Source organism: Streptomyces sp. NBC_00239 (assembly GCF_036194065.1).
Classification (GTDB): Bacteria; Actinomycetota; Actinomycetes; order Streptomycetales; family Streptomycetaceae; genus Streptomyces.
Genome location: NZ_CP108095.1, coordinates 6,097,362 through 6,116,498, shown reverse-complemented (window position 1 = coordinate 6,116,498; position 19,137 = coordinate 6,097,362). Strand labels below are relative to the sequence as shown.

Below are 19,137 nucleotides of genomic sequence, written 5' to 3'. Positions count from 1 at the left end.
TCGCCGGCGAGGCTGACGGCGTGCACCACATCCAGCCCCGCCGGCGATTGAGGCGCGGGGGCCGGGGCGGAGCCCCGGCAACGGTCCGCACCATCGAAGGAGTGAGCAACGCATGAGCAGCACGCCCTACCCGTTCACCGCAGTGGTCGGCCAGTCCGACCTGCGGCTGGCGCTCCTGCTCAACGCCGTGAGCCCAGCGGTCGGTGGTGTGCTCGTGCGCGGCGAAAAAGGGACCGCCAAGTCCACCGCCGTCCGCGCGCTGTCGGCGCTGCTGCCGCAGGTGGACGTCGTGCCCGGATGCCGGTTCTCGTGCGCGCCCGGGACGCCCGACCCGGCCTGCCCCGACGGCCCGCACGAGCCCGGCCCGGGTCAGGCCCGGCCCGCCCGCATGGTCGAGCTGCCCGTGGGCGCCTCCGAGGACCGGCTGGTCGGCGCACTCGACATCGAGCGGGCCCTGGCGGACGGCGTGAAGGCCTTCGAGCCCGGGCTGCTCGCGGCCGCGCACCGCGGAATCCTGTACGTGGACGAGGTCAACCTGCTCCACGACCACCTGATCGACGTCTTGTTGGACGCGGCCGCGATGGGCGCCTCCTACGTCGAGCGCGAGGGCGTCTCCGTCCGGCACGCCGCCCGCTTCCTGCTCGTCGGCACCATGAACCCCGAGGAGGGCGAGCTGCGCCCGCAGCTCCTCGACCGGTTCGGCCTGACCGTCGAGGTCTCGGCCTCGCGGGACCCCCAACAGCGCGTCGAGGTGGTCCGCCGCCGGCTCGCGTACGAGGACGACTCCGCCAACTTCGCCGCCCGCTGGGCCGGTGACGAGGAGGCCGTACGGGCCCGGGTGGTGGCCGCGCGGGCGCTGCTGCCGAAGGTGGCGCTGGGCGACGCGGCGCTGCTCCAGATCGCCGCGGCCTGCGCCGCGTTCGAGGTGGACGGCATGCGCGCCGACATCGTCATGGCGCGCACCGCGACGGCGCTGGCCGCGTGGGCCGGGCGTACGGCCGTGCGCAAGGAGGACGTCCGGCAGGCTGCGCTGCTGGCGCTCCCGCACCGGCGCCGCCGCAATCCCTTCGACGCGCCCGGGCTGGACGAGGACCTGCTGGACCGGATCCTCGACGGACTGCCCGACGACGAGCCGGAGCCCGAGCCGGAGCCGGAGGGTCCGGGCGACGACGGGCCCGAGGGCGGCCCGGACGGCGGCGGACCCGACGGCGGCCCCGGCAACGGCGGGGTGCCCCCGCAGGGCGGCGCGCCCGACGGGCCGCAGCAGGACGGGGAGCCCGAGCCCCCGCAGGACCCGGCCGCGCCGGAGCCCGAGGGGCCGGGCCCGGAGCAGGATGCCCAGCCGGAGCCTGCGCGCGGCTCGGCGCCCGAGCAGGCCGCCGTACGCGCCGCCGCCCCGTTCCGTACGAAGGTCCTCAGCGTGCCCGGTCTCGGCGAGGGCGCGTCCGGGCGGCGCTCGCGGGCCCGTACCTCGCACGGCCGCACCACCGGCGCGCACCGGCCCCGAGGGCAGCTGACGAAGCTGCACCTGGCGGCGACCGTGCAGGCGGCCGCCCCGCACCAGCGGGCCCGCGGGCGTTCCGGTCCGGGGCTGCTGATCCACCGCGACGACCTGCGGCAGGCGGCCCGCGAGGGGCGCGAGGGGAACCTCGTGCTGTTCGTGGTGGACGCCTCCGGGTCGATGGCGGCCCGGCAGCGGATGAGCGCGGTGAAGGGCGCGGTGCTGTCGCTGCTGCTGGACGCCTACCAGCGGCGCGACAAGGTCGGTCTGGTCACCTTCCGGGGCAGCACGGCCGAGCTGGCGCTGCCGCCCACTTCCTCGGTGGACGCGGCGGCCGTGCGGCTGGAGCGGCTGCCGACCGGGGGCCGCACCCCGCTCGCCGCGGGCCTGCTGAAGGCCCGTGAGGTGCTGCGCGTCGAGCGGCTGCGGGACCCCTCGCGGCGGCCGCTGCTGGTCGTCGTCACCGACGGGCGGGCCACGTCGGGCCCGGACGCGGTGGGGCAGGCGGCCCGCTCGGCGCGGCTGCTCGCGGACGGCGGCGTCGCATCGGTGGTCGTGGACTGCGAGTCCGGGCCGGTGCGCCTCGGCCTGGCGGGGCGGCTCGCGGCCGACCTGGGCGGCACGGCCGTGACCCTGGACGGGCTGCGGGCCGACTCGATCGCGGGCCTGGTCAAGGACGTACGTACGGCTTCGGACATCAACCACAGCAACAGGAGGGCCGCGTAATGCCCCAGGGACAGCCGAGCGTCATCCCGCAGGACGGTCTGACGACGCGCCAGCGCCGCAACCGCCCGCTGGTCTTCGTGCACACCGGCCCGGGCAAGGGCAAGTCGACGGCCGCGTTCGGTCTGGCGCTGCGCGCCTGGAACCAGGGCTGGCCGATCGGGGTGTTCCAGTTCGTCAAGTCGGCGAAGTGGAAGGTCGGCGAGGAGAACGCGCTGAAGGTGCTCGGTGCCTCCGGCGAGGGCGGCTCCGTCGTCTGGCACAAGATGGGCGAGGGCTGGTCGTGGGTGCAGCGCGACGCGCAGCTCGACAACGAGCAGGCGGCCAAGGAGGGTTGGGAGCAGGTCAAGCGCGACCTGGCGGCCGAGACCCACAAGCTGTACGTGCTCGACGAGTTCGCGTACCCGATGCACTGGGGCTGGATCGACACCGACGAGGTGATCGAGGTGCTGCGCACCCGTCCCGGCACCCAGCACGTGGTGATCACCGGCCGCAACGCGCCGGAGAAACTGGTGGAGTTCGCGGACCTCGTCACCGAGATGACCAAGGTCAAGCACCCGATGGACACGGGTCAGAAGGGCCAGAGGGGCATCGAGTGGTGAGTTCCGTGCAGATCCCGCGGCTGGTCGTGGCCGCGCCCTCGTCGGGCAGCGGGAAGACCACCGTCGCGACCGGCCTGATGGCGGCGTTCACGGAGCGCGGCCTGGCCGTGTCGCCGCACAAGGCCGGTCCGGACTACATCGACCCCGGCTACCACGCGCTGGCCACCGGGCGGCCGGGGCGCAACCTGGACGCCTTCATGTGCGGGCCGGAGCTGGTGGCGCCGCTGTTCGCGCACGGCTCGGCGGGCTGCGACCTGGCGGTGGTCGAGGGCGTGATGGGCCTGTACGACGGGGCCGCGGGCCGCGGTGAGCTGGCTTCCACGGCGCACGTGGCGAAGCTGCTGCGGGCGCCGGTGGTGCTGGTCGTGGACGCGTCCTCGCAGTCGCGGTCGGTGGCGGCGCTCGTGCACGGGTTCGCGTCCTTCGACCCCCAGGTGCGCATCGGCGGCGTGATCCTCAACAAGGTCGGCTCGGACCGGCACGAGGAGATGCTGCGGGAGGCGCTGGACGAGGCCGGGATGCCGGTGCTGGGCGTCCTGCGCAGGGCTCCGCAGGTGTCGGCGCCCTCGCGGCACCTGGGGCTGGTACCGGTGGCGGAGCGCCGCGCGGACGCGCTGGAGTCCGTACGGGCGCTGGCCGATCAGGTGCGTGCGGGCTGTGATCTGGAGGCGCTGCTGGCGCTGGCCCGGACCGCGGGCCCGCTCTCCTGCGAGCCGTGGTCGCCGGTGTCCGAGCCCGAGCGCAAGGCGACGGTGCCGTCGTTCGAAGCGCCGGGCCCGGAGTTCTGGTTCACGCCCGAGCGCCCGGTGATCGCCGTCGCCGGCGGGCCCGCGTTCACGTTCTCGTACGCCGAGCACACCGAGCTGCTGGCGGCCGCCGGCGCCGAGGTCGTCGCCTTCGACCCGCTGCACGACGAGGCGCTGCCCGAGGGGACGGCCGGGCTGGTCATCGGCGGCGGCTTCCCCGAGGTGTACGCGCCGGAACTCGCGGCGAACGAGCCGCTGCGCAAGGCGGTCGCGGAGCTCGCGGCGGCGGGCGCGCCGGTCGCCGCGGAGTGCGCCGGGCTGCTGTACCTGGCCCGGTCGCTGGACGGGAAGCCGATGTGCGGGGTTCTGGACGCGGACGCCCGGATGTCGGAGCGGCTGACGCTCGGCTACCGGGAGGCGGTGGCGGTCTCGGACAGCCCGCTCGCGGAGGCGGGGACGCGGCTGCGCGGGCACGAGTTCCACCGCACGGTGATCGAGCCGTCCGCCGGGCCGTCCGCGGCCTGGGGGTTCGCCCTGCCGGAGCGCCGGTTGGAGGGCTTCGTGCAGCGGGGTGTGCACGCCAGCTACCTGCACACGCACTGGGCCGCTGTGCCTTCGGTCGCCCACCGGTTCACCGGTGCCGCCGCCGCCTGGGCGGGGGCGGTCGCCGCGGCCGCGGCCGGAGTGGGCGGCGACAGACCGTGACCCCGGCGCACCCCTCACTCCGCGATGCCCACCACCAGCCAGATGCCGGCGACGCCGCCGACGGTGCACAACAGGGTGGACAGCGCGGGGTGCTTGTGGTGCGCCTCGGGGAGGATCTCGGCCGCCGCGAGGTACAGCAGGACACCGCCGAAGAAGCCGAGATAGGCCCCGAGCGCTTCCTTCGGAAGAGTGAAGAGCAGAGTGGACGCCGCGCCCACGACGGGGGCCGCGGCATCCGCGAAGAGCATCATGAGGGCCTTGCGGCGGGCGTTGCCGTAGAGGCTCGTGAGGGTGTACGTGTTGAACCCGTCGGCGAAGTCGTGGGTGATGACGGCGAGTGCGACCGCCACCCCCATCCCGCCGCCCACTTGGAACGCCGCCCCGAGCGCCACGCCGTCGGCGAGGCTGTGGGCGACCATCGCGGCGGCGGCGGTCAGGCCGACCTGCGGGACCCGGCCGTCCGGGCCGCTGCCGTTCTCGGCGCCGTGCGCTGCCTGGCGTACGGCCAGCAGCCGCTCCCCGACGTGTGCGACGAGGAAGCCGGCCACGAACAGCAGCAGGGCGACCGGCACGCCGAACACCGGGCTGCCGGCCGCCTCCAGCGCCTCCGGCAGCAGGTCCAGGCCCACCACGCCGAGCATCAGCCCGCCCGCGAGGCCCAGCACGAGGTGGCGGCGGTCGGTGACGCGCTGCGCCGTCCACCCGCCTGCCAGGGTCATCAGGAACGCGCCCAGTGCCACGATCACCGCCATACGCCCCTGCTTACAGACTGGCGGGCTTTCGTGCACGCTGATCCCCCACGTTTCGAGAGGACCCTGGATTGACCGGTCACATATCCGGCGCTGCTCCGGCACGCGTCGTCGTCGGTGTGGGTGCCCGTACGGGCGTGTCCGTGGACGAGGTCTGCGCGCTGGTCGAGGTCGCGCTGAGCGGGGCGGGCCTGCCGCGCAGCGCCGTCACGGCGCTGGCCACGGTCGAGGGGAAGGCCGGGGAGGCCGGGATCGTGGGGGCGGCCGAACGTTTCGGGGTGCCGCTGGTGTCGTACGGGGCGGGGGTGCTCGCGGGCATCGCGGTGCCGCATCCGTCCGCGGAGGTCCGGGCGGCCGCCGGCACGCCCTCGGTGGCGGAGGCCGCGGCGCTGGCCGGCGGCGGCCGGCTGCTGGTGCCCAAGACCCGCTCGGCCGGGGCGACCTGCGCGGTGGCGGTGGCCCCGGCGGCGGTGCAGCACGACCTGCGCCACCACGGGGACGCGGAGGTGCGGGGCGCCGCCGGGGCGGGTCTCGTCGACCTGGCTGTCAACGTGCGCTCCGACACCCCGCCGGGCTGGCTGCGGCAGCGGATCGCGGGCTCGCTGGACGGGCTGGCCGCCTACCCGGACGGGCGGGCGGCCCGGGCGGCGGTCGCGGCCCGGCACGGCCTGCCGGTGGAGCGGGTGCTGCTGACGGCGGGCGCGGCGGAGGCGTTCGTCCTGCTGGCGCGGGCGCTGCCGGTGCGCCGGCCGGTCGTGGTGCACCCGCAGTTCACGGAGCCGGAGGCGGCGCTGTGGGACGCGGGGCACACGGTGGAGCGGGTGCTGTTGCAGGAGTCGGACGGCTTCCGGCTGGATCCGGCGACGGTGCCGGACGACGCGGACCTGGTGGTCGTCGGCAATCCGACCAACCCGACGTCGGTGCTGCACCCGGCGGACCTGCTGGCGAAGCTGGCCCGGCCGGGCCGGTTCCTGGTGGTCGACGAGGCGTTCATGGACGCGGTGCCGGGCGAGCGGGAGGCCCTCGCGGGGCGCACCGACGTGCCGGGGCTGGTGGTGCTGCGGAGCCTGACCAAGACGTGGGGGCTGGCGGGGCTGCGGATCGGCTACGTGCTGGCCGAACCGGAGACCATCGCGGCGCTGGAGCGTGCGCAGCCGCTGTGGCCGGTGTCGACGCCCGCGCTGGTGGCGGCGGAGGCGTGCGTGTCGGAGCGGGCGCTCGCGGAGGCGGAGGCGGCGGCCCGGCAGATCGCGGTGGACCGGGCCCACCTGCTGGCCGGGCTCGGGGAGTTCGACGAGATCCGGGCGGCGGGGCCGGCCGAGGGGCCTTTCGTACTGATCCGGCTGGAGCACGCGGACGAGGTGCGGGAGCGGCTGCGGCGTCTGGGGTTCGCGGTCCGGCGGGGCGACACGTTCCCCGGTCTGGGGCCGGACTGGCTGCGCCTGGCGGTCCGCGACCGCGCCACCACGGGCCGCTTCCTCCAGGCCCTCGACCAGGCCCTCACCCTGGCCGGCCACTGACCCCCGCCCCGGCGGCAACACCCAGCCTCGCCGGCGCTTGAGGCGGCCTGAACGGGCAGCCCCCGCCCCGGCGGCAACACCCAGCCTCGCCGGCGTTTGAGGCGGCCTGAACGGGCAGCCCCCGCCCCGGCGGCAACACCCAGCCTCGCCGGCGCTTGAGGCGCGGGTCCGGGCGGAGCCCGGTGCCCGGCGGAGCCGGGTTGCCTTGGGGCTCCGCCCCGAACCCCGCGCCTCAAGCGCCGCCGAGGCTGAAGACGGCCCGCCGGGCCGGTCAGACGCGGCCTCGGCTCCCACGCCCGCGCGTGAGCGCCAACGCTCCGGCACCGGCGCCAAGCAACAGCAGCGCACCCCCCGCGACGTACGGCGTCATGGAGGAGCCCCCGGTCTCCGCCAGGTTCTCCCCCGTCCCCCCGGATTGCGGCTTCACGTCGTTCTTCACCTCCGGCTTCACGACGGCGGGCTTGGCCGGCTTGCTGGGCTCCGGGGTCGGCCGGGTGGCGGTCGGCGCCTTGCAGGTGGCCTGGGCCAGGACGACCTCGCCCTCGACCTCGGCGACGTTCAGCTTGAGGGGGTTGACGGAGACCCGCAGCCGCAGGGCGGTCGCGGCCGCCGTGCGCGAGGTGGTCTCGGTGCTCGACAGGTCGAGGGTGACCTCGCCGACGGCCGGGACGGTCACCTTGGTGGTGCCGCCCGAGGTCAGCGTGACCTTTTTGCCGAGCACGGTGACCGCGCCGAGGACGTTGGACGTGGCGACGGGCCGCTTGCCCGCCTCGCAGACCGCGCGGGAGGTGACCTCGTCGACCTGGATCAGGGAGAGCAGCGGCAGTCCGGGCAGGTGGACCCGCGCGTGGGCGAGGTTCGCGTAGCCCTCGGCGCGGTGCCGGTCGGCGGTCGCCCGCGCGGTGGCCGCGTCCGCCCTCAGCACCTGGAACGGGCGGCCCTGGTCGACGCCGTCCAGGGTTACGCTGAGCGCCGTCTTCCCGGCCGACGCCGGGGCACTGACCTCGTTCAGGGACGCCTTGAGCGGTACGTGGACGGTCTTGTTGAGCAGCCCGATGTCGAGTCCGGTGCGCAGGACGACGGCGCTCGCCTTCCCGTCCCCTCCGGTGGTGGCGTGCGCGGGACTCGCGGCGGCCAGGGCGAGGGGGCCTGCAGCCAGCGCGGCGGCGGCCAGCGCGGCGGAGGAACGGCGTGCGGGCATGCGGAAGGTGTTGCTGTTCAAGGTGGTGGAACCCCCAACGAGAAATGGAGCCGGCGGCGCAGCCAATGGGGGACATCGCGTGCGCCGAGGGCTTCGACTCGGGAATCTTTACGCACTGAGAGTGAACGGGCGGCAACCTGAGGTGAGTTCACTCCAAAGGGGGGTTTCCGTGCTCACATTCGAATCTAAGGGCACGGGGGTTCCCAAACACCCCGTCCGTCACGGGCAGAGGTGGCGCGAGCCCGCGCCCGCACCACCTCCACGCGCCCGCGCAGCGCTCCGGCGACCATCGGGAACGAGCCACGCCGGGGCCGGGTAACGGCCCGTCAACACGGCTCCTCGACCGCCGTGGCCGCCATGGCCGCCGGTCAGGCGACGGGCCGCCCGTTCAGCACGACCCGTCGCGGATCGGCCAGTACGCCGACGTCCGCGCGCGGGTCCGACCCGTACACGACGAGGTCGGCCGGTGCGCCCTCGACCAGCCCGGGCCGGCCCAGCCACTCGCGGGCCCGCCAGGCCGTCGCCGACAGCGCGTCACCCGCCGGCAGGCCCGCCTTGACCAGCTCCGCGACCTCGGCGGCGACCAGCCCGTGGGGCAGCGAGCCGCCGGCGTCCGTGCCGACGAAGACCGGCACGCCCGCGTCGTACGCCGCGCGGACCGTGTCGTAGCGCCGCTCGTGCAGCCGCCGCATGTGCGCGGACCAGCGGGGGAACTTCGACTCGCCGCCGTCGGCGAGACGGGGGAAGGTGGCGATGTTCACCAGGGTCGGGACGATCGCCACGCCGCGCTCGGCGAACAGCGGGATCGTGTCCTCGGTCAGCCCGGTGGCGTGCTCGATGCAGTCGATGCCCGCCTCGACCAGGTCCCGCAGCGAGTCCTCGGCGAAGCAGTGCGCGGTGACGCGGGCGCCCAGCCGGTGGGCCTCCGCGATGGCCGCCTCGACCTCGGCGCGCGGCCAGCAGGCGGTCAGGTCGCCCGCGTCCCGGTCGATCCAGTCGCCGACGAGCTTGACCCAGCCGTCGCCCCGCTCCGCCTCGCGGGCCACGTAGGACACCAGGTCCGCGGGCTCGATCTCGTGGGCGTAGTTGCGGATGTAGCGCCGGGTGCGGGCGATGTGGCGGCCCGCCCTGATGATCTTCGGGAGGTCGGGCCGGTCGTCGATCCAGCGGGTGTCGGACGGCGAGCCGGCGTCGCGGATCAGCAGGGTGCCGGCGTCCCGGTCGGCCAGCGCCTGCTTCTCGCTCGTCGCGTCGTCGACCGGCCCGTGCCCGTCGAGGCCCACGTGGCAGTGGGCGTCGACCAGCCCGGGCAGGGCCCAGCCGGTCACCGTCACGGTCTCGCGGGCGGTGACCGGGCGTTCGAACGACACCCGCCCGCCGATCACCCACAGCTCGTCGCGGACCTCCTCCGGCCCGACGAGCACCCGCCCCTTCACGTGCAGCACAGCCTGATCAGCCTGATCGCTCATGCCCGCACTGTACGAGGCGCCCCGGGGACCGTACGAGGCCTCCCGGGGGCGCCGGTTAGGCTCGGGGCACAGCCCCGGACGATCCCGGACGTAACCGGACGCCTCCGGCCGGCTCCGGCCGCCTCCCTCGCGTCCGCCACGGCCCGACCCCGTCCGCCACGGCCCCGACCAGCCCCACCGCACCACCCCGTACGGTTCCGAACGAAGAGAGCAGCAGCGTGAATCCCGCCGTGCCCCACCCCTTCCTGGACCTGGCCCCGCTCACCGCGGAGCGCTTCGCCTCGATCGAGAGGCGGGTCGCGGCCCTGCTCTCCACCCGGCAGGACGTCGTGATCACGCAGGGCGAGGCGCTGCTGCCGCTGGAGGCGTGCATCCGGTCGGGGGCGCGGCCCGGTTCGACCGCGCTGAACGTCGTCACCGGCCCGTACGGGACCACCTTCGGCAACTGGCTGCGCGACTGCGGCGCCGACGTCGTCGACCTGGTGGTGCCGTTCGACTCGGCGGTCACCGGCGCGCAGGTCGCGGCGGCGCTCGCGGACCGCCCGGAGATCGACTTCGTGTCGCTGGTGCACGCGGAGGCGGCGACCGGGAACACCAACCCGGTCGCGGAGATCGGCGAGGCCGTACGGGCCCACGGCGCGCTGTTCATGCTGGACGCCGTGGCCTCGACGGGCGCCGAGCCGCTGCTCCCCGACGCGTGGGGCGTCGACCTGTGCGTGATCGGCGCGCAGAAGGCCCTGGGCGGGCCGGCCGGGGTGTCGGCCGTGTCGGTCAGCGAGCGCGCGTGGGACCGGTTCGCGGCGAACCCGGCGGCGCCGAGGCGCTCGTACCTGTCGCTGCTGGACTGGAAGGAGCGCTGGATCGACGGCGGGCGCAAGGCGCTGCTGCACGCGCCGGCGCAGCTCGAGATGCTGGCCCTGGAGGCGTGCGCCGAGCGGGTCGAGGCGGAGGGCCTGGCGGCGGTGGAGCGGCGGCACGCGGCCGCCGCGGCGGCCGTCCGGGCGGGCGCGGTGGCGCTCGGCGGCGGCGTCTGCCCGTACGTGCGGGAGGCGGCCGCGGCCGCGCCGGTCGCGACGACCCTGCGGGTCGCGGACGCCTCGCTGGTCGCGGCGAAGGCCGTGGCGGCCGACCCGGCCGTGCCGGTGGCCGCCGGCGGCGGGGCGCTGGCCTCGCAGATGCTCCGGGTCAACCACTACGGTCCGGCGGCCTCCTTGGCCACCGTCCGCGCCTCCCTGACCGCCCTGGCCACCGCCCTCGGCGTGCCCGCGGCCCCGGCCCTGGACGCGGCCGAGGCCGCCTGGGCGGCACGCTAGTGCTGTGACCGGCAAACCTCTCCGGCCACAGGACCAGCGGTGGGCGCCCCGGCCTGTCCGGCGCCGCCGGTTCGCCGGGCGCGCCCGCTCGGCATGCGGGCGCGCGTCGGCGGGTGGTCGGGGTGTGGGCGGTCCGGGGCGCGTCAGCGGGTGGTGGGGCGGTCGGCGAGGGCGTTGAGGAGGCGGTCCACGTCGGCCTCGGTGTTGTAGAGGTGGAAGGACGCGCGCAGGGCGCCGGCGCGGGCCGCGGTGAGGATGCCCGCCGCGGCCAGTTCCGGCTGCCGGTCCGCGAGCCCCGGCACGGCCACGATCGGGGCGCCGCCCGGCACCGGACGGTGGCCGAGCTCCGCCAGGCCGGCCCGGTAGCGGGCGGCGAGGGCGGTGTCGTGGGCGTGGACGGCGGCCATCCCGACGCCCAGCAGGAGTTCGAGCGCGGGCTCGGCGGCGTGGTAGGCGAGGAAGGCCGGGCTCTCGTCGAACCGGCGGGCGGTGTGCGCGAGTTCCGGCATGGGCCCGTAGGTGGCGTCCCAGATCGACTCCGCGGCCACCCAGCCCGCGTACAGGGCGGGCAGCGCCTCCTGCGCCTCCTCCGACACCGTGAGGTAGGACGCGCCGCGGCTGGCGAGGAGCCACTTGTAGCCGGCCGTGACGGTGAAGTCGTACGGGCTCGCGTCGAAGGGGAGCCAGCCCGCCGCCTGCGTGGCGTCCACCAGCATCCGCGCCCCGTGGCCGGCGCTGGCGGCGCGGACCGCGGCCAGGTCGGCCTGCCGTCCGTCCGCGGACTGGACCGCGCTCAGCGCGACCAGCGCGGTGCCGCTGTCGACCGACTCGGCCAGCGACTCCAGCGGCGCGAACCGCACCTTGAGGTCGCCGCGCACCACGAACGGGTTGATCACCGAGGCGAAGTCGTCCTCGGGCAGCAGCACTTCCGCACCGGACGGCAGTGCGGCGGCGACCAGGGCGACGTGCGTGGCGACCGCGGAGCCGAGGGCCACCCGGTCCGGGCCCACCCCCACGAGGCGGGCGAAGGACTCGCGGACCCGCGCGATCCGCTCGAAGTCGCCGAAGCCGGCGGCCTCGCCGGCGCCGGCCGCCTCCGCCATCTCCCGTACCGCCGCGACACCGCGGCGCGGCATGATCCCGCAGGTGGCCGTGTTGAGGTACGTGGTCGTGCGCGCGAACTCCGCGCCGGTCAGTTCGGCAAGGGGAAGGTCCATGCGCCCACTCTGGGCCCCCTCCGACCCAAAGTCCATTGACTAAAATCCCATGACGGACCTAAGTAATGCTTATAGATGCACGTCGGAGGGGTAAGAGCAGGAGATCGTCAGGCGCCGGGGGACGGAACGGCGCAGGCGCCGTCGGGGTCGCAGGCTTCGGCCGCGACCGTCTCGACCTCGTCGCGGCCCTGCCAGGCCTGCTCCAGCGCCTGAGTGAAGACCTCGGCGGGCTGCCCGCCCGAGACGCCGAAGCGACGGTCGAGGACGAAGAACGGCACGGCGTTCGCGCCGAGTTCGGCCGCCTCCCGCTCGTCGGCGCGCACCGCGTCCGCGTACGCGTCCTCGTCGGCGAGGACCGCGCGGGCCTCGGTCTCGTCCAGTCCGGCTTCGACGGCGAGGGCGATCAGCACCTCGGGGTCGAACACCGAGCGCTCCTCGGCGAAGTTGGCGCGGTACGCGAGGTTCAGCAGCGCGTCCTGGCGGCCGCGGTCGGCGGCCAGGTGCAGTAGCCGGTGGATGTCGAAGGTGTTGCCGTGGTCCCGGCCCTCGGTGCGGTAGCCGAGCCCCTCGGCGCGGGCGTTCTGGGCGACGTTCTCCTCCATGCCGCGCGCCTCCTCGACGGTGCGCCCGTACTTCCGGGCGAGCATCTCGACGACGGGGCCGGTGTCGCCCTTGGCGCGGTGCGGGTCGAGCTCGAAGGAGCGGTGCACGACCTCGATCGCGTCCCGGTGCGCGAACGCGGCCAGCCCCTTCTCGAACCGGGCCTTGCCTATGTAGCACCAGGGGCAGGCGATGTCGCTCCAGATCTCGACGCGCATGTCTTCCTTCTCTCCGGTCCGTGGGTCGGGGTGGCCGTGCGGTGACGCAGCCGGTGCGGAGGGATCCCCTCCGGTCACCGGGCAGCACAACAAGCCCCCCGCCCGCCCCATTCCCGCCGACCGCCCCGACCCCACCGGATCACCGCGACACCAGGCCGCCTAGTCCCCCGCGCGCCCCGCTCCGGCGGTGCCGCCGACGCCGTCCGGCGCCGCGGATCCGCTGCCGCGGAAGGGCGGTACCGCGAGCCACAGGACGCGGTGCGAGCCGGCACGCGGATCCGGCTCGGCGGGCCGCCAGCCGTGCGCGGCGTAGAAGGCCTGGGCGCGGAGGTTGTGCTCGTAGACCTCCAGCCGGGCGCGGACCACCCCGGCGCGCCGCCACACCTCGACGCACACCGCGTGCAGTTCGCGGCCGATGCCCTGGCGCCAGTGGCCGGGGTCCACGTGGAGCTGGGTGAGCGTCATCTCGCTGTCGACGACCCGGAAGGCCGCGACCCCGGCCACCTTGCCACGCCGCTCGGAGCACAGGACGCTGCCGTCGCCGCGCTCGACCGCGCGCGCCCACCCCTCGCGGGTGCGGGCGAGTTCGGCCTCGCCCTGGTAGGCCTCTTCCGGGATCCGGCCGCTGTAGTACGTGGCGCGCGCCCGGGTGTGGAGCGCGGCGATCTCGTCGAGGTCTGCGGGGAAGGCGTTCCTGATCATGGGAGGGGAGACGCTTCCGGCATCCGGACCGTTCCCGCCGCCGACGTGGCGTGCAGCACTACTTCCCCAGCGCGGCCGCCATCATCTTCTGGGCGACGGGAGCCGCCAGCTTGCCGCCCGCGATCTCGGAACGGTCGGTGTCCGAGTTCTCGATCACCGCCGCCACCGCCACCTGCTTGCCGCCGGCCTTGCCGTACGAGGTGAACCAGGCGTACGGGTTCAGGCTGTTGTTCACGCCGCGCTGGGCGGTTCCGGTCTTGCCACCGACCTCGGCGCCGCTCACCTTGGCGGTGCCGCCGCCTCCCTCCTCGACCACGGTCCGCATCGCGTCGCGGATCTTCGAGGCGGTGTCCTCGCTCATGATCTCGGTGGATTCGGCGTCCTTGAAGCTCTCCAGCACGTTGCCGTTGGCGTCGGTGACCTCGGAGACCATGTGCGGGGCGACCAGCTTGCCGCCGTTCTCGATGGCCGCCGAGACCATCGCCATCTGGAGCGGGGTCGCCGTCACGTCGAACTGGCCGATGCCGGTCTGCGCGACCTGGTCGGGCGACATCTTCTTCCGGGGGTAGTTGCTCGCCGTGGCGCGCACCGGGATGTCCTGCTTCTCGTCGTTGAAGCCGAACTTCTGCGCCATGTCGAGCATCTTGTCCTGGCCCAGCTTGTAGGCGAGGTGCGCGAAGACGTTGTTGCAGGAGTACCGCAGCGCGGTCCGCAGCGAGGCGTTCTTGCAGGGCGCCGAGGCACTCTCGTTCTTCAGGACGTACCGGGTGCCGGGCAGGGTGTACGGGTCGGGGCTGTCGGTGGGCTCGTCGATGGAGTCGTAGAGCCCTTCCTCCAGCGCCGCCGCCATGGTGACCAGCTTGAACGTCGAGCCGGGTGCGACCGGCTGGCGCAGGGCCAGGTTGAGCATGGCCTTGCCGTTCTCGGCGGACAGTTCCTTCCAGGCCTTGCCGTCCTTCTTGGTGCCGCCGGAGATCCGGCCGGGGTCGTAGGACGGGTTGACCACGATGCCCAGGACCGCCCCGGTGGCCGGGTCGATCGCGACGGCGGCGCCGGTCTTCCCCTTGAGCGCCTCGTAGCCGGCCTTCTGCACCGCCGGATCGATGGTGGTCAGCACGTTGCCGGGGTCGGACCGCTTGCCGGTGAGCACGTCGAGCGGGTCCTTGAGCCGGTTGTCCGACCCGTCGAGCACCTTTTCGTACAGCTTCTCCAGCTGGTTCTTGCCGAAGACCTGCGAGCTGTAGCCGGTGACCGGCGCGTACAGCGGGCCGTCGGTGTAGGTCCGCATGTACGCGTAGTTGCCCTGGTCCACCTTCTTGGAGCCGGTCACCGCCTTCCCGCCCACGATGATGTTCCCGAGCGGGCCCGAGTACCGCGCGATGGTCGTCCGTGTGTTGTTCTCGTCGTCTGCGAGGGCCTGGCCTTGGTACGCCTGGACCCAGGTGACCCGCACGAGCAGAGCGAGTACCAGGAGCAGACAGAAGACCGACGCACGCCTGATCGTTTTGTTCATCCCTCTGGATGACGCACGAACCGGCCCGGGCGTTCCGGTCTGCCCCGTTTGTGGCGGGGTTCTCAGCTTTTCCTCATCATCAGACCTCCTTCGAAGGCGGCGATGACCGCCTGGGTGCGGTCCCGCGAGCCCGTCTTGGCCAGGACGGCGGCCACGTGCGTCTTGACGGTGGCCGGGCCCACTCCGAGCCGCTCGCTGATCTCGTGGTTCGACAGCCCGCCGGCCATCAGGCGCAGGACGTCCGCCTCCCGCCCGGTGAGCCGCGCCGCCCACGCCGGGGCCGCCGGCTCCCGCCGGGCGTGCTCCGCCGCGAGGGCCCGGACGGCGGCGGGGAAGAGCACCGAGTCACTGCGGGCGACCAGCCGGACCGCCCCGATCAGCTCCTCGGCCGCCGCCCGCTTGAGCAGGAACCCGGCGGCCCCGGCCCGCAGCGCCTCGTACACGTAGGCGTCGTTCTCGAAGGTGGTCACGACCACGACCCGCGGCGGCTCGGCCAGGGTGGCGAGGATCTGCTCGGTGGCCCGGATCCCGTCGATACCGGGCATCCGCACGTCCATGAGGACCACGTCGGGCCGCAGCTCACGGACGACGGACACCGCCTCGGCCCCGGTGGCGGCCTCCCCCACCACGTCGAGGTCCGGCTCGGCATCGAGGATCACCCGCAACGCCGTGCGCACCATCCGCTCGTCGTCGGCCACCACCACCCGCAACACGCCCCCACCAGGCCCCCCGGCCGACCCGCCGGACATCGACCCGCCGGACATCGACCCGTCGGACATCGAATCCCCGGCCTCGGGCTGCCCGGTCACGGCCGGGGCCCCGGCCGGGCGGCGAGGGGGAGGGCAGCGCGCAGTCGCCAGTGGCCGTCGCGCTCCCCGGCCTCGGCCGCGCCGCCCAGCAGCGCGGCCCGCTCCCGTATCCCGTGCAGGCCGCGGCCCCCGGTGCCGCCCCCGGTCTCGCGGCCGGCAGGCACCGCCGCCGCCCCGGCCGTCGGATTGGTCATCACGATCTCCAGCTCCTTCCCGTCTGCGTCCCCGTCCACCGCGATCCGCACGGCCACGGGCCCCGTGCCGTGTTTCAGCGCATTGCTCAGGCCCTCCTGGACGATCCGGTAGGCCTCCCGCGAGACGGTCTGCGGCACTCCCGACCAGTCCCCGCCCACCGCCTCCACCGCGATCCCGGCCGCGCGGGTCCGGTCCAGCAGCCCGTCCAGATCGGCAGCCAGTGTCGGTGCCGGTGCGGTGTCCGGCCGCGCCCCGTCGCCGTCCCTCAGCAGCCCCAGGACGGTGTCCAGCTCCCCGACCGTGCGCCGGGTGGTCTCCTCGATCGCCGCCAGCGCCTCCCGTACGAATTCCCGGTCCGTGTCGAGCACCCTGCGGGCCGCGCCCGCCTGCAGGGTGACCGCGCTGAGCGCGTGGCCCACCGAGTCGTGCAGCTCCCGCGCCAGCCGGTTGCGTACGGCCAGGTCGGCCGCCCGCTCCTCCGCGGCGGCCAGCCGGTCGGCGGGGGTCGGCCCGAGCAGCACCGGTGCCAGCCGGGCCAGCAGCGCCCCGGCAGCCGCCGCACAGCCGGCCAGAGCCACCAGCAGCGCCAGTCCCACCAGCGGAGCCACGAGCACACCGCCGTGGGAGAACCAGGGGTACACGACGGTCTGTGAGTGCCGCACCCGCGATGAGAACGGCACCACCAGCAGCACCAACGCCATCGGCGGCACGGCCAGGGTGAGGCCGCTGAGCACCGCGCCCACGCCCAGGTGCAGGGTCCACCAGCCCGAGGTCCGCCCGCGCGCGGCCCAGGTCCGGGCGGGCCCGTCGGCCAGCCGTTCCCCCGGCACCGCGCACATCGCCCGTACCGCGGCCACCGACATCGGCCGCACCAGCCGGAACACTCCGCTGACCGCGACCACCGGCAGTGCCATGCCGTACGCCATCAGGGAGAGCCCGAGCGAGCTGAACGCGCTCCGACCGCCGGTGAGGACACTGCCCACCACCCCGGCGAGCAGGAAGTACGGCATGAACAGGGCGCCGCCGAGTATCAGGTGCACCCACCGCAGCCCGGCCGCGGCCCCCGCGAGCCGCGCGGCCGCCCGCCGCAGCCGACGCCCGGCGCCGACCCCGGCCTCAGCGCCGGCCCCGGCCCCAGCCCCGGCCCCAGTCCCAGTCCCAGTCGCGGCCGCGGTCCCCGGACTGTTCCGTGCGGCGCTCACACGGTGCGGCGGGCCGTGAGGAACCGGGTCAGGACCGCCGCCACGATGCCCCCAGTGATCATTTGGCCAGCGTAGGCGAACAACAGTGCGGTGGGGGCCTGTTGGTCCGTGTCGAACAGCTCACCCGCCAAGGCGATCGTCATCCAGGCGCCCCAGCAGGCGGTGGCGGAGGATCCGATCCAGGCGACGGCCAGCGGCATGCGCGCCCGAACCCGGCCGCCGCGGGCGAGTATCAGTGCTCCCGCCCCCGCGCCAAGGGCGAAGAGCGCGTGGACGCCGTGCATCATGCGGGCTGTGGAGGATTCCGCGTCCACCCCGGCCCCGCCGAGCCCAGCGGCGCCCCCGAACGCCCAGTACAGGTGGGGCGCGGCCACCGCCAGGGCGGCCACCGCCGCCGCACCGGCCGCGACACGGGCCGCGTCCGTCATCCGGGCACCGAGGGGCCCCTGCCAGCGTCTGCCCCACCGCTCCCGGGCGTACGGCACGAACAGGCCGGCCAGCGCGAGGGCCTGGACGATGAAGCCGGTGTAGACGACGGCGAACACCCACGGTTCGAGGAAGGGCTCCGCGTCCGCCTTCAGTGGCGTGCCCCCGAAGGCCTTCAGCACCAACTGGGCCGGATACCCGGCGCATATGGGCGCCAGCAGCCCGGTCGCCACGTACACCGGCACGGTCAGCAGCCAGGCCGGAACCCGCAGCCCCCACGGCCGGGTCAGCAGCAGCACCAGGACGGCGAGGGTGGCGTCCATGGCGATCGTGGTCGCGTTGGCCACGGTGAGCGTGAGGTCCGGGTCCCGCAGAACGCTGCCTTCGGGTATCCCGATGTGACTCCCCGCCACCCAGGCCGTCTTGAGCGCGAGGTAGGGCACGGTGGCCGCCAGCGCGACGGCCCGCAGAGCCCGGCGCGCGGGAGTGAGTGAGCCTCCGGCGACGGTCCGGGCCGACGTGGATACCGAGACAGGGGCGGAGATGGAGACGGAGACGGAGGCGGGCGCAGGGCCAGGTTCGCGAGCCGAGGCAGAGACAGGGGCAGGGACAGGGACAGAACGAGAAGGAGTGGGAGCGGGAGCGGGAGAGACAGGTTCAGGGGCAGGGGCGGCGCTTCGCGTGGTCATGACCCCACCATCCCGGCCGACCACCACCCTCCACCTCCCCCGCCGAGGGGATCCGCCTCCCCCACGCGGGGGAGAAACGCCCACTACCCCGGGTGCCCCACCCGGCCCGGCTGCCCCGCGCCCGGGCGTCCCCACCCGGCCCGGCAGCCACTCGCCCCCGCCGACCGCGGCTGCCTCTCAGCGCCGCCGCGACGACGCCCGACCCCCGCTCAGAGCCGCCGCGTCGCCAGTATCAGGCGGTCTCGGGCGTCGAACAGCGCGGCCTTGATCACCTGCTCGTGCCCCGGGGTCAGCCGGGCGCCCGGCACCGAGCAGCTGATCGCGTCCCGGGCCGGCGTGCGGTACGGCACGGCCACCCCGAAGCAGCGCAGCCCGAGGGTGTTCTCCTCGCGGTCCACCGCGTAGCCCTGTTCCCGCACCAGCGCCAGCTCCTCGATGAGCACCTCGCGGTCGGTGATGGTGTGCTCGGTGACCGGCTTCAGCCGCTCCGGCAGCAGGGCGCGCACCTGCTCGTCGGTGTGCGTGGCCAGCAGCGCCTTGCCGAGCGCCGTCGAGTACGCGGGCAGCCGCCGGCCGACCCGGGTGAAGGGGCGCAGGAAGTGCTGGGACTGCCGGGTGGCGAGGTACACCACGCTCGCCCCGTCCAGCCGGGCCAGGTGGATGGTCTCGGTGGTGTCGTCGGAGAGCCGGTCCAGGGTGGGCCGCGCGGCCGCGACCACCTCGTCGCCGTCGATGTACGAGCTGCCGACCAGGAGCGCGCGGACCCCGATCCCGTACCGGGTGCCGGTCGTGTCCGTCTCCACCCAGCCCAGGTCGACCAGGGTGCGGAGCAGCATGTAGAGGCTGGACTTGGGGTACCCGATCGCCTCCTGGATCTCGGCCAGGCTGTGCAGGCCCGGCCGGGCCGCGCACCACTCCAGCAACTCGACCGTGCGGACGGCGGATTTGACCGGTGCCGCCCCTGACTCGGCTGTAGCCATCGCCTCTTTGCCCCTCTTGTCATGCGTCCGGTGCGGAAATAGAGTCCGGACCAGAAC

Annotated in this window: 16 protein-coding genes; 5 read left to right on the top strand and 11 right to left on the bottom strand. The window is 74.7% G+C overall.

Going from position 1 to position 19,137, the window contains the following annotated elements:
* Window positions 1-112 precede the first annotated feature (112 nt).
* From OG764_RS26860 to OG764_RS26850, 3 genes are read left to right on the top strand one after another with little or no spacing between them, the layout of a single operon-like run.
* Window positions 113-2,227: a putative cobaltochelatase gene (locus OG764_RS26860; RefSeq protein WP_328970997.1), complete on the top strand. Its 2,115-nt coding sequence runs from the start codon at window positions 113-115 to the stop codon at window positions 2,225-2,227.
* Complete coding sequence (gene cobO / locus OG764_RS26855; protein ID WP_328970996.1) at window positions 2,227-2,826, top strand: cob(I)yrinic acid a,c-diamide adenosyltransferase; 600 nt, start codon at window positions 2,227-2,229, stop codon at window positions 2,824-2,826. The genes OG764_RS26860 and cobO overlap by 1 nt, the downstream gene beginning before the upstream one ends.
* A 5-nt stretch (window positions 2,827-2,831) precedes the next feature.
* Window positions 2,832-4,277 carry a cobyrinate a,c-diamide synthase gene (locus OG764_RS26850; protein ID WP_328973186.1) on the top strand — a complete coding sequence of 482 codons (1,446 nt, stop codon included), beginning with the start codon at window positions 2,832-2,834 and terminating at the stop codon, window positions 4,275-4,277.
* Window positions 4,278-4,291: 14 nt separating this feature from the next.
* On the opposite strand, the gene OG764_RS26845 is transcribed toward OG764_RS26850, so the two are convergent.
* Window positions 4,292-5,029 carry a ZIP family metal transporter gene (locus OG764_RS26845; protein ID WP_328970995.1) on the bottom strand — a complete coding sequence of 246 codons (738 nt, stop codon included), beginning with the start codon at window positions 5,027-5,029 and terminating at the stop codon, window positions 4,292-4,294.
* 68 nt (window positions 5,030-5,097) lie between these two features.
* Here OG764_RS26845 and cobC point away from each other — a divergent pair, with 68 nt between their 5' ends.
* The gene (cobC, locus tag OG764_RS26840) at window positions 5,098-6,546 is read left to right on the top strand and encodes an Rv2231c family pyridoxal phosphate-dependent protein CobC (RefSeq protein ID WP_328970994.1); all 1,449 of its coding nucleotides are present in this window, start codon (window positions 5,098-5,100) and stop codon (window positions 6,544-6,546) included.
* Window positions 6,547-6,817: 271 nt separating this feature from the next.
* Here cobC and OG764_RS26835 read toward each other — a convergent pair whose 3' ends face one another.
* Both OG764_RS26835 and OG764_RS26830 read right to left on the bottom strand, forming a co-directional pair.
* Entirely contained in the window at window positions 6,818-7,768 is a 951-nt protein-coding gene (locus tag OG764_RS26835) for an SCO1860 family LAETG-anchored protein (RefSeq protein WP_328970993.1), read from the bottom strand.
* Between the two features lie 347 nt (window positions 7,769-8,115).
* Window positions 8,116-9,216 carry an amidohydrolase family protein gene (locus tag OG764_RS26830; RefSeq protein ID WP_328970992.1) on the bottom strand — a complete coding sequence of 367 codons (1,101 nt, stop codon included), beginning with the start codon at window positions 9,214-9,216 and terminating at the stop codon, window positions 8,116-8,118.
* A gap of 230 nt (window positions 9,217-9,446) precedes the next feature.
* Between OG764_RS26830 and OG764_RS26825 the strand changes: the two genes are divergently transcribed.
* Complete coding sequence (locus OG764_RS26825; RefSeq protein WP_328973185.1) at window positions 9,447-10,529, top strand: aminotransferase class V-fold PLP-dependent enzyme; 1,083 nt, start codon at window positions 9,447-9,449, stop codon at window positions 10,527-10,529.
* Between the two features lie 143 nt (window positions 10,530-10,672).
* Here the strand turns inward: OG764_RS26825 and OG764_RS26820 are convergent, their stop codons facing one another.
* The 8 genes from OG764_RS26820 to OG764_RS26785 all read right to left on the bottom strand — a co-directional run bounded on the left by OG764_RS26820 (window position 10,673) and on the right by OG764_RS26785 (window position 19,080).
* Window positions 10,673-11,746: an aminotransferase class V-fold PLP-dependent enzyme gene (locus tag OG764_RS26820; protein ID WP_328970991.1), complete on the bottom strand. Its 1,074-nt coding sequence runs from the start codon at window positions 11,744-11,746 to the stop codon at window positions 10,673-10,675.
* Between the two features lie 107 nt (window positions 11,747-11,853).
* Complete coding sequence (locus tag OG764_RS26815) at window positions 11,854-12,564, bottom strand: DsbA family oxidoreductase (RefSeq protein WP_328970990.1); 711 nt, start codon at window positions 12,562-12,564, stop codon at window positions 11,854-11,856.
* Window positions 12,565-12,723: 159 nt separating this feature from the next.
* Complete coding sequence (locus tag OG764_RS26810) at window positions 12,724-13,266, bottom strand: GNAT family N-acetyltransferase (RefSeq protein ID WP_328970989.1); 543 nt, start codon at window positions 13,264-13,266, stop codon at window positions 12,724-12,726.
* A gap of 58 nt (window positions 13,267-13,324) precedes the next feature.
* A complete protein-coding gene (locus OG764_RS26805) occupies window positions 13,325-14,779 on the bottom strand; it encodes a peptidoglycan D,D-transpeptidase FtsI family protein (protein WP_328970988.1) in 1,455 nt (484 codons plus the stop codon).
* A 62-nt stretch (window positions 14,780-14,841) separates the two neighbouring features.
* Window positions 14,842-15,528, bottom strand: coding sequence for a response regulator transcription factor (locus tag OG764_RS26800; RefSeq protein WP_328973184.1), 687 nt, complete (start codon window positions 15,526-15,528; stop codon window positions 14,842-14,844).
* A gap of 56 nt (window positions 15,529-15,584) precedes the next feature.
* Window positions 15,585-16,874 (bottom strand): sensor histidine kinase, encoded by a 1,290-nt coding sequence (locus OG764_RS26795; RefSeq protein WP_443056247.1) that lies wholly within the window; start codon window positions 16,872-16,874, stop codon window positions 15,585-15,587.
* Window positions 16,875-16,981: 107 nt separating this feature from the next.
* Complete coding sequence (locus OG764_RS26790) at window positions 16,982-17,854, bottom strand: hypothetical protein (RefSeq protein ID WP_328970986.1); 873 nt, start codon at window positions 17,852-17,854, stop codon at window positions 16,982-16,984.
* A gap of 455 nt (window positions 17,855-18,309) precedes the next feature.
* Window positions 18,310-19,080 (bottom strand): IclR family transcriptional regulator, encoded by a 771-nt coding sequence (locus tag OG764_RS26785; protein ID WP_328970985.1) that lies wholly within the window; start codon window positions 19,078-19,080, stop codon window positions 18,310-18,312.
* Window positions 19,081-19,137 lie beyond the last annotated feature (57 nt).